Source organism: Psychrobacter sp. T6-5 (assembly GCF_052258485.2).
Taxonomy (GTDB): Bacteria; Pseudomonadota; Gammaproteobacteria; order Pseudomonadales; family Moraxellaceae; genus Psychrobacter.
The window spans coordinates 1,441,771-1,454,535 of record NZ_JBQQEY020000001.1; the positions used below are offsets into that span (position 1 = coordinate 1,441,771).

Annotated in this window: 3 protein-coding genes; all 3 read left to right on the forward strand. The window is 45.7% G+C overall.

What is annotated here, in order from left to right:
- Positions 1-349 precede the first annotated feature (349 nt).
- On the forward strand, positions 350-724 hold the full coding sequence (locus ACTXGK_RS20875; protein ID WP_443516839.1) for a hypothetical protein: 375 nt from the start codon (positions 350-352) through the stop codon (positions 722-724).
- Positions 725-870: 146 nt separating this feature from the next.
- Positions 871-10,386, forward strand: coding sequence for an Ig-like domain-containing protein (locus ACTXGK_RS20880; protein WP_522909925.1), 9,516 nt, complete (start codon positions 871-873; stop codon positions 10,384-10,386).
- Positions 10,387-10,565: 179 nt separating this feature from the next.
- Entirely contained in the window at positions 10,566-12,446 is a 1,881-nt protein-coding gene (locus ACTXGK_RS20885) for a hypothetical protein (protein ID WP_443517221.1), read from the forward strand.
- Positions 12,447-12,765: the final 319 nt, after the last annotated feature.

Below are 12,765 nucleotides of genomic sequence, written 5' to 3' on the forward strand. Positions count from 1 at the left end.
ATTACAATTAATTATAGTTATACCTAGTCATTTTTATATCGATTTATCCTGATATACACAATGATTTTATCTACATTTTGGCTTAAGGATGATGAGATTTTATTGTAAATACATATATATGTTTTACATAAAGGAACATTTTTTACAAATTGATAAATGTATTAATGTTGACCTATAAAATCAGCATACTATTATTAGAATATAAAATACATAGAAAATAGTTAATTGTAAAAAGATAAAATTTTTTACCAATCTATATTTTTATAAGAAATAATTAGGAATATAGGTTGGTAAAAGAATTTTAGTGAGTTAGATTTCTATCGATTGGAGGTCGATTATTATGATCAGCATGACTGCACTATTATCGGCTAGGATGGCCATTTTAGTAGGTAGCCGGAATATAATGGCTGATCGAATATTGTCTATCTATAATACTTATACCCTAACAAAATTAGTCGTCAGAAAAGTGATTGGTAATACTGCTTTCTACGTCAAAAATTACCCGCATATCCCTCAGATAAAAACAAAGCTGCAATCCTACCTACATCTAGTTCTAGTAAAGCTTCTTGCTGTTCAGCAAGCGATAGCTGATAAGAAATTGTCTTCAAGTTATCTGACTCATTACATCGTCCGTCCCCTCTGTCATATGGCTATTGTTTTGCAAAAACAAACATATCGCCGAACAGCCAAAAATTACAAACTAAATTTTTCTCCAATTTCATAAAAATATCGTTGAAGACATCTTCGGGATATAGAGATACATGTAAGAAACAACTCAGACACTACTAACAGAAATCAAGGATACAAACAAATTCACTCATAATTCTAGTTTGAAAATTATTTTAGAATTCATTAATCAAGGATGATGTTATGAAAACTATAACCGTTAAAGCCAATAATCAGGTCGGAACAGTTGCTGAACATACTGTGGTTACGCAGAACAATATTCCGACAGTGATACGAGCTACTGATAAAACGAATTACGAGCTTCTTGATACAGCGTCTGGACGTGCACCAAAAAACATTGTTACCAAACGCATAGATAAAGACCTTCATGTTTCATTTGAGAATAATAGTGAAAACGCTGACCTTATCATTGAAGGGTTTTACGATGATATCGATGGTGCACTTGTTGGTGTCGCTGAAGATGGCAGTTATTACTATTACCTTCCCGATACAGGTGATGTGACAGATTATGTGACTGAATTACAAGTAGGCGAGGTGCAAGGCCAATCATTGGGTGGAGACGGATATGCAACTCCTTGGTGGCTAGGGGCGACAGGCGCTGAAGGCCTTGGTGCGTTGCCATGGTTAGTTGGTCTTGCAGGAGCAGGAATTGCGGCAGCGGCTTTCTCTAGTAGTGGTGATGATAGTGACGCCGATGCTGATGCTGACGCCGATGCTGATGCTGACGCCGATGCTGACGCCGATGCTGATGCTGACGCCGATGCTGACGCCGATGCTGACGCCGATGCTGACGCCGATGCTGACGCCGATGCTGACGCCGATGCTGACGCCGATGCTGATGCTGATGCTGATGCTGATGCTGATGCTGATGCTGATGCTGATGCTGATGCTGATGCTGATGCTGATGCTGACGCCGATGCTGATGCTGATGCTGATGCTGACGCCGATGCTGACGCCGATGCTGATGCTGACGCCGATGCTGACGCCGATGCTGATGCTGATGCTGATGCCGATGCCGATGCCGATGCCGATGCCGATGCCGATGCCGATGCCGATGCTGACGGCAAAGACGGGATTGATGGAAAATCCGCTCTTGAGCTGTTGATTGAAGCAGGCGTATTACCAGCAGGCGCAACAGTTGCTGATTTTATTGAGTACCTAAGAGGTGAGGATGGTGCAGATGGTCAAGACGGCGTTGATGGCATCGATGGGGTCGATGGTCAAGACGGCGCAGATGGTCGATCTGCTCTTGAGCTATTGATTGAAGTTGGTGAATTACCTGCGGATGCCACTGTCGATGACTTTATCGAATACCTAAGAGGTGAGGATGGTGCTGATGGTGTCGATGGTCAGGACGGTGCAGATGGTCGATCTGCCCTTGAGCTGTTGATTGCAGTTGGCGAATTACCTGCAGATGCCACTGTCGATGACTTTATCGAATACCTAAGAGGTGAGGATGGTGCTGATGGTGTCGATGGTCAGGACGGTGCAGATGGTCGATCTGCCCTTGAGCTGTTGATTGCAGTGGGTGAATTACCTGCAGATGCCACTGTTGATGATTTTATTGAATACCTAAGAGGTGCTGATGGCGTTGATGGTCAGGATGGTGCAGATGGTCGATCTGCTCTTGAGCTGTTGATTGAAGTCGGTGCCTTACCAGCAGGCGCAACAGTTGCTCAATTTATCGAATATCTAAGAGGTGAGGATGGTATTGATGGCCAAGACGGCATCGATGGCGTTGATGGTGTCGATGGTGTCGATGGTGTCGATGGTGTCGATGGTGTCGATGGTGTCGATGGTGTCGATGGTGTCGATGGTGTCGATGGTGTCGATGGTGTCGATGGTGTCGATGGTGTCGATGGTGTCGATGGTCAGGACGGTGCAGATGGCCGATCCGCTCTTGAGCTGTTAATTGCAGTGGGCGAATTACCTGCAGATGCTACTGTTGATGACTTTATCGAATACCTAAGAGGTCAGGACGGCATCGATGGCGCAGATGGTGCCGACGGTCAGGATGGTGCAGATGGTCGATCTGCTCTTGAGCTATTGATTGAAGTCGGTGCATTACCAGCAAATGCCACCGTTGCTGATCTGATTACCTTTTTAAGAGGTGATGATGGTGCCGACGGCCAAGACGGCCAAGACGGCGTTGATGGTGTCGATGGTGTCGATGGTGTCGATGGTGTCGATGGTGTCGATGGTGCAGATGGTCGATCCGCTCTTGAGCTATTGATTGCAGTAGGTGAATTGCCCGCAGATGCCACTGTCGATGACTTTATCGAATACCTAAGAGGCGATGATGGTATTGACGGTCAGGACGGCGTTGATGGCATCGATGGGGTCGATGGTCAAGACGGTGCAGATGGCCGATCCGCTCTTGAGCTGTTGATTGAAGTCGGTGCCTTACCAGCAGGCGCAACAGTTGCTCAATTTATCGAATATCTAAGAGGTGAGGATGGCATCAATGGCGCAGATGGTGTCGACGGTCAGGACGGTGCAGATGGTCAATCTGCTCTTGAGCTGTTAATTGCAGTGGGCGAATTGCCTGCAGATGCTACTGTTGATGACTTTATCGAATACCTAAGAGGTCAGGACGGCATCGATGGCGCAGATGGTGCCGACGGTCAGGACGGTGCAGATGGTCGATCTGCTCTTGAGCTGCTGATTGAAGTAGGTGAATTGCCCGCAGATGCCACTGTCGATGACTTTATCGAATACCTAAGAGGTCAGGACGGCATCGATGGCGCAGATGGTGTCGACGGTCAGGATGGTGCAGATGGTCGATCTGCTCTTGAGCTGCTGATTGCAGTGGGTGAATTGCCTGCAGATGCCACTGTCGATGACTTTATCGAATACCTAAGAGGTCAGGATGGCGCAGATGGCGCAGATGGTGCCGACGGTCAGGACGGTGCAGATGGCCGATCCGCCCTTGAGCTATTGATTGAAGTCGGTGCATTACCAGAAAATGCCACCGTTGCTGATCTGATTACCTTTTTAAGAGGTGAGGATGGTATTGACGGCCAAGACGGCGTTGATGGCGCAGATGGGGTCGACGGTCAGGACGGTGCAGATGGCCGATCCGCCCTTGAGCTATTGATTGCAGTAGGTGAATTGCCCGCAGATGCCACTGTCGATGACTTTATCGAATACCTAAGAGGTCAGGACGGCATCGATGGCGCAGATGGTGCCGACGGTCAGGACGGTGCAGATGGCCGATCCGCCCTTGAGCTATTGATTGAAGTCGGTGCATTACCAGAAAATGCCACCGTTGCTGATCTGATTACCTTTTTAAGAGGTGAGGATGGTATTGACGGCCAAGACGGCGTTGATGGCGCAGATGGGGTCGACGGTCAGGACGGTGCAGATGGCCGATCCGCCCTTGAGCTATTGATTGCAGTAGGTGAATTGCCCGCAGATGCCACTGTCGATGACTTTATCGAATACCTAAGAGGTCAGGACGGCATCGATGGCGCAGATGGTGTCGACGGTCAGGATGGTGCAGATGGTCGATCTGCTCTTGAGCTGCTGATTGCAGTGGGTGAATTGCCTGCAGATGCCACTGTCGATGACTTTATCGAATACCTAAGAGGTCAGGATGGCGCAGATGGCGCAGATGGCGCAGATGGTGCCGACGGTCAGGACGGTGCAGATGGCCGATCCGCCCTTGAGCTATTGATTGAAGTCGGTGCATTACCAGAAAATGCCACCGTTGCTGATCTGATTACCTTTTTAAGAGGTGAGGATGGTATTGACGGCCAAGACGGCGTTGATGGCGCAGATGGGGTCGACGGTCAGGACGGTGCAGATGGCCGATCCGCCCTTGAGCTATTGATTGCAGTAGGTGAATTGCCCGCAGATGCCACTGTCGATGACTTTATCGAATACCTAAGAGGTCAGGACGGCATCGATGGCGCAGATGGTGTCGACGGTCAGGATGGTGCAGATGGTCGATCTGCTCTTGAGCTGCTGATTGCAGTGGGCGAATTACCAGCAAATGCTACTGTTGATGCCTTTATCGAATACCTAAGAGGTGATGATGGCATCAATGGCGCAGATGGTGTCGACGGTCAGGACGGTGCAGATGGTCAATCCGCTCTTGAGCTGTTGATTGCAGTAGGTGAATTGCCTGCAGATGCCACTGTCGATGACTTTATCGAATACCTAAGAGGTCAGGATGGTGCCGACGGTCAAGATGGTGCTGATGGTGCAGATGGGGTCGACGGTCAGGACGGTGCAGATGGCCGATCCGCCCTTGAGCTATTGATTGCAGTAGGTGAATTGCCCGCAGATGCCACTGTCGATGACTTTATCGAATACCTAAGAGGTCAGGACGGCATCGATGGCGCAGATGGTGCCGACGGTCAGGACGGTGCAGATGGCCGATCCGCCCTTGAGCTATTGATTGAAGTCGGTGCATTACCAGAAAATGCCACCGTTGCTGATCTGATTACCTTTTTAAGAGGTGAGGATGGTATTGACGGCCAAGACGGCGTTGATGGCGCAGATGGGGTCGACGGTCAGGACGGTGCAGATGGCCGATCCGCCCTTGAGCTATTGATTGCAGTAGGTGAATTGCCCGCAGATGCCACTGTCGATGACTTTATCGAATACCTAAGAGGTCAGGACGGCATCGATGGCGCAGATGGTGTCGACGGTCAGGATGGTGCAGATGGTCGATCTGCTCTTGAGCTGCTGATTGCAGTGGGTGAATTGCCTGCAGATGCCACTGTCGATGACTTTATCGAATACCTAAGAGGTCAGGATGGCGCAGATGGCGCAGATGGCGCAGATGGTGCCGACGGTCAGGACGGTGCAGATGGCCGATCCGCCCTTGAGCTATTGATTGAAGTCGGTGCATTACCAGAAAATGCCACCGTTGCTGATCTGATTACCTTTTTAAGAGGTGAGGATGGTATTGACGGCCAAGACGGCGTTGATGGCGCAGATGGGGTCGACGGTCAGGACGGTGCAGATGGCCGATCCGCCCTTGAGCTATTGATTGCAGTAGGTGAATTGCCCGCAGATGCCACTGTCGATGACTTTATCGAATACCTAAGAGGTCAGGACGGCATCGATGGCGCAGATGGTGTCGACGGTCAGGATGGTGCAGATGGTCGATCTGCTCTTGAGCTGCTGATTGCAGTGGGCGAATTACCAGCAAATGCTACTGTTGATGCCTTTATCGAATACCTAAGAGGTGATGATGGCATCAATGGCGCAGATGGTGTCGACGGTCAGGACGGTGCAGATGGTCAATCCGCTCTTGAGCTGTTGATTGCAGTAGGTGAATTGCCTGCAGATGCCACTGTCGATGACTTTATCGAATACCTAAGAGGTCAGGATGGTGCCGACGGTCAAGATGGTGCTGATGGTGCAGATGGGGTCGATGGTCAGGACGGTATTGACGGTGACAATGTTCCTTTTGTTAATATATTAGAAGGAGATGATGCTCTTATTACTGGTTCTGATTTGCTTGAGACAGGCAATATAGCAGTTGCTATAGCGCTGACAGATGACGCTCAAGTAGATGATATTCTGACCGTCAATGGCATTGATACTGTTATTACTCAAGACATGATTGATAATGGCTTTATTACTTCTGTAGATATTCCAGCACAAGGTCAGACATTGTTTGTTAGAGCCACAATCACATACCAAGATGGTACTCAATCAGGGACTGGTAAAGACTTTGCGAGAGTTGGTGATACAGAGGCTCCCATTCTAACGGTCGATACTATTGATAATGGCCCAGACGAGGATGGTAACGGTGAACCGGATAGTACTACGATTACAGGGACAACCGAAGCAGGGGCTATCGTTGGTGTTGATATCAATGGAGACGGAAGGGCTGATTTTGTCACCTTGGCAGATGCATTAGGTAATTTCTCAGTGACAATCGAACCTGCACTGGATGAAGGTCAGCAAATAGATGTTACTGCTACAGATGCTGCAGATAATACTTCTGAACCGCAGGTAGTTATTGGCTTAGGCGACACTATTGCACCTACTAATCCTACCATTACTGCCCCGCCACCGAATGGGCTTAACGGTACGTACAGTGAAGAGGATTTGAATGCAGATGGTACCATTACTGTCTTGGTTGAAGTGCCCAATGATGCTCAACTTGGCGATACCTTAATTGTTAATGATCAAGAAATCTTAATAACTCGAAAAATACTATTTACCGGTTACTCGCTAGATGTTGATCCTGGCGATAGAGTAACGGCCAGTATCAGAGATAAAGCGGGTAATGAAAGTGGTACTGTCATTGCAGATATTAGTGTTGATAGTACTGCGCCTTTAAATGCGCCGGTCATCACTGACAACGTGGCTAATGATGGCAGTGGCGATCTGCTAGATCCTCCAGAAATCATTGCAGATTTTGGTATTACTAATGACAATACCCCAAGTGTCATCGTACCTACTGATCAAGTGGCTAATGGCACACCGCAACTGGTCGTCGATGGCGAGGTAGTAGCGTCAACTTCTGTGCAAAATGGCGATGGTAGTGTAACCTTGACGCCCTCCCAGCCACTTGCAGATGGGGAGCATGACCTGACCTACAACATCAGAGACGGTGCTAACAGCGTCAGTGGTAATGCGCCTGTCGAAACCATCATAGTAGATACCACTGCACCCGGAGGAGAAGATGGCGCAGCTCAACCGCTACCAGTCGTTATCATTCCTGAAGCTGCTGGTGGCGTAAATGCGACTGAGTTTGCAGATGGTATCCAAACTCAGGTAACGTTACCAACAGGTACTTTGGTAGGCGATATTGTCACGCTCACCATAACGCCAGAGATTGGCACAGCCATTACCGTTGACTATGTAGTGACAGCAAATGATCTTGATGTCAACGGTGGCAATGGTACAGCAGATATCACCATTCCAAATGGTGCAGGCGGCATCAGTATCAATGGCGCTTATAGCGTAGTGGCGACGGTGGCGGATGCTGCTGGTAATGTCAGTGCGCCAAGTGTGGCTGTCGATTTTGATTTAAACGCAGATTTCATCGCTCGCGATGATCTAGAAGATTTAGATCTTGGAGCATTACAGGTCACCTATTACGGTCCAGTCAGTGGTTCTGATTTAGACATACTTGGTGTTGGAGAAGGCACTGATGGTGCAGAGAGTAGTCTTGGCTTTACCGTGAATGCAGGCGCAAGCGGGACGGTCAGTATCGAAGTCAGTCAGACGGCGCTAGTGACCGTAGCCGATGCGATCAATATAGAAATTTATAATAGCAATGGCGACCTAGTTTATGTTGGTACGACAGATGACGACCCACTGGTAGGCGATGTGATTGGTATCGAGTTACTAGGGTTAACAGGTAATGATACGTTGACTGCGACGTTCTCTGGTCTAGAGCCAGATGACTATACAATTGTGGTACGTAATAGTCGTGGCGCTTTAGGTGATTTGGCCAACGATCTTACTTTGGCAGAGTTAGGTGATGCTGGGGTTGTACTTGGCCCTGACAATCAAGATGTCGTACTGGATTCTGTTGAAGCTGCACTTAATGAAACTCTTGGATTAGGCTCAGATTTAGGCTTAGGTTTGGGGGTGGGCTTAGACTTAGGCTTAGATTTGAGTTTAGGTGTAGGAACGCTAGTTAGAGATATTCTCGAAACTACTTTAGATTTGACCACATATATTGGTGCTGGTGAGTTGGTTGGTCTGCTGCAAGAAAGTGCAGTACTAAATACGTTACTCGGCGGGGCAATTGATCCTGTGCTTAATGCCTTGGCCGAAGCACTACTGAGCAACCCTTTGACCTTATTCCAGACGACGGATATTACTGCGACAGTGACTGAGTTTGACTATGCAGATGACACTGTCATTGAAGGAAATGTCATCAATCCTGATCCATTGGTAGTAGGTGAACCAGGCGAGGATGACGTGCTTGGCGGCGTACTGATTGATATTGATAGTAATAATACTGGATCCGAGCCTACTTCTGTGACAGTTGGTAATGTAACGACATTCACGATACAGGGTCAGTATGGTGTGTTAGTTATTGATGAAAATGGTGGTTATACCTACACGGCGAACGGCGATTTTGCATCATCAGGTCAGACAGATACATTTACCTATACAGTATCTGATGGGGATGTCAGTGATACAGCAGAGTTGGTAATCAATCTCGATGCAGTCGTTGATACGACGCCGCCAGATACCCCAACGATCGATGTGCCTATTGCTGGCGATAATATCGTTAATGGTACCGAAGCTGCGGCAAGTTTTGCGGTCACAGGCACGGGTGTTTCAGGTGATACGATTACCTTGACTGATGGCTCGAATAACATTCTCGGTACGGCGATTGTTGATGCGGCTGGTGAGTGGAGTGTCAATGTTGATGAAGCAGAAGTGAGGGCAATGGGAGAAGGCGCTGAGCAATTGAGCGCTACTGCAACAGACCCTGCAGGCAATGTAAGCATCATCGCTGCGACAGCTACTATCACTGTTGACACGACTATGCCAGTTGCGTTTGACAATGACGTTGCACTGGATATAGGTTTCCAGATATCGACTACTAATGTCGCTTTAAAGAGTACTACGGTAGGAGGACTACTTAATCTTGGTTTGCTTGCAGATACCGTAGAGGTGGGCGTGCTGAGTGGTAGTAATGCCCTTTCTTTCAATGTCGCTGAAAATACAACTCGGCAGGTAACGGTTGATGGTCGCGGAAGTGCTGTCGCAAATATAAGCGTTGCTGGAGATCGTGATTTTGATCTTGTGGTATATAAAGATAATGGAGACGGTTCTGCTACGTTAGTCCAGACAGTAGAGGATTGGTTGGTTTACCAGCCAGGTATTCTAGGGGTAGTGCTACCCTCGTGGAATGCTACTGACCTTGTATTACCGGAGTTTGAAGGTGGCGGAACGTACTATGTAACGCTCGGTAATGATGGCGGACTTCTAGATGTTTCGTTATTGAATGGTCTTAGACTTGAAACAAAATCAGACGTCATTACCAATTACACCCCACCTGCTACCGTTAATGCTTCGGCAGGTGGAAATGTCATTACCGACATAGGTGACGATGGTGCAGACGTTATTACAGCCGGAACGATCGTGTCAGTAGTTGACGGCATTGCAGTAAACACAGGAACACAGATCACTGGAGACTATGGCGTACTTACCATTAACCAAGATGGTAGCTATACCTACGTAGCCAATACTGATTTCACGGGCACGTTTGGTGATGTTGATAGCTTCACTTATACAATCACCGCACCAAATGGCGAAATCTCTACCGCAAATCTAGATATTACCCTTGATTACAATACAGATAGTGGGGCGTTTGCTGCACGTAGCGTGATACTAGATGACACCTTCACACTTGGCATTGATGATGCTATCGAACTTCCTGATACATCATTAACCACCTCAAGCGAAGGTTTCGAAATTCTTAGCTTTGAGGGCTCAGATCAAGTGATTAGCCTATCTGATATGATGCAGCCCGACATCATTGATATTAGCGGTATTGGTGCTAATACGTTGAATGTAGCAGCTAAAGACATTAATTCCACTATTTATGTCAGAGGCGATAGTGATGACACAGTTGATCTAGAAGGGGATAGTTGGTCAAGTGTTGGACAGACTGTCTCAGAAGGTGAGATATATGATGTGTGGCAATCAGGTGTTGATACCTCTACACAGATTTATATCGATACTGATATCGTCAATATCATCTGACATCCGTCAATCGTATTTTAATATTGAAAACGCTTCCGAAATGGAGGCGTTTTTTATGCTATTTATTTAGCTGTTTTGAGATATAGTTAATAGTATTTAGGGAAAGAGGATTTATATAGTTGTCTTGTTTTTTAAGTTGAAAATATTATAAAGTACAAGAATACAAAGGATAATAAAACATGGATGAATATATAGATTCGACTATCTTAGTGAATTATTTGAAAGAAAATATCTCAAGGATTTATGATAACTGGTCAAAAACACATATTAATCAAATAAATAACAAGAGTGGGGTAGATGTTGTTTTTGATACTCTACCTAATACTTTTGTGTTATCCGTATCCGATGGCTACACAAGAGCCAAAACGGTGACATTCTTTATAGATGGTTTAGTGAATATAAATGAAGCAAGTCGTATTAATGATTTTGCTGATTTTAAAAAAATACTCCCTATCATTATTGCAAAAATTACTAATTTATCATCTAAGTTTGAAACGCCTATCGCTTGGCTTAGACTTGAGTGGATCAATCAGGCAGCACTTACGACTTGGTCACGCTTTGAGCAATATTTAAAAAGTTTTAAACGCAATTACTATCGCTCAGGAATTGCGTTTGAAGGAGTACGTGAGCCGTGGTTGCTGCTTACTGAGATGGAGTTAAATGCTAATGCATGTCTGTATTTAGGCAATAGCGTCGCCCATGCTGGTGTCAATATCCACAATCTGACAACTTACGTTAGAGCACGTCATGGCAGTAGTCAAATGCCAGATTTTAGCGATGATTTGCCCATCGTCAGCTTTAATACAGCAGGTGTATTCATAGATAGAAAGACAGGAGCATTTCATAATCTTGAGACTCAGCCGCGTTGCAAAGGTCATCGTAAGCTGTTGCCACTATCGGCAGAAAATACTCAGCCTATCATTGAGATGTCTACGCAGTATCTTGCTAGACAAATAACGCACTCAGGCCGGTATGTATATGGGTATTTCCCTTGCTTTGATCGTACGATACAGACTTACAATAGTCTACGCCATGCCAGTAGTACTTATGCGTTGATAGAGGGTTATGAGGCTTGCCGTTGCTTTGGTAGTGATTTTGATGACGACTACAGCACGAAATCAAGTCAAGCTTCAGCGATGCCAGCTAAGCTGACGTTGTCTGAAATGCACACTAATATTGACAAAGCCATGAACTATCTGATTAATGAGCTTATTCAAATATATGATGATAAAGCTTATGTGGTAGATACAGGCGGAGAGATCAAACTGGGTGCAAATGCTGTGGCGATATTAGCAATCGTCAAGTACTTGCAGGTCTTTAATGATATGCCGTTTGCAGAAGACTACCGTACATTGGCCACTAAGTTAGCAGTAGGTACCGTCGCGATGCAACAAGATGACGGCAGCTTTGTACACGTATTGCACAGTAAAGATCTAACGCTAAAAGCGAAACACCGCATTATTTATTATGATGGAGAGGCCGCATTTGCGCTGATGCGCTTGTACGGATTAACCAAAGATGAGCGTTGGCTTGACTGTGTCACGCGCGCCTTTGATTATTTTATAGCAGCCAAGCATCACCAAGCCCATGACCATTGGCTGTCTTACTGTTCAAACGAGTTGATTATTTATAATCCTGAAAAAAAGTACTTTCGTTTCGCGGTCGATAATATGGCAGGGTATGTCGACTTTATCAAAAATCGCATCACTACTTTTCCAACCTTACTTGAGCTATCCATGGCATTTCACAAAATGCTACTAAAGCTAGATGATTATCCAGAATTTCACGATGTGCTAGCAGACTTTGATGTTCAAAGCTTTTATCAAGCGTTACATGCGCGTGCCAATCACCTCATGAACGGTTTTTTCTTTCCAGAAATGGCTATGTTCTATAAGTCTCCGCAGACCATCTTGCATGGGTTTTTCATCCGTCATCATTCATTTAGAGTGCGTATTGATGACGTGGAGCACTATCTATCAGGATTAATCGCGTATCAGCGTTTTTTGAAAAGCGCAGATTATCCAAAGCTTATCAATAAAAGCGCCAAAGCTATTAAATAATTATGATTAATGCTGAAGATTTCACTATTGATTACTTTAACTTCACTATTACAATTATTGATTTTTTGAAAAATAAATTCTCAGCGATTTTTTATATCACTAATTTTGAATATAGTGAAAAAATACTGCTATCACGCATTTATCCTAAAAAGCAGTATTTAAAATATAGACTTAAAAACGCTGATTGATTCTAATTCTCTATAAGGAATAAATAAATATCATTTTAGTTATTATCTGATTGTCTTATCACATAAGTTTTAGTAAGGTTTAATAAATAGACACTAAACAGCGCATCAAAAAGATGTTCATAATGCTGACC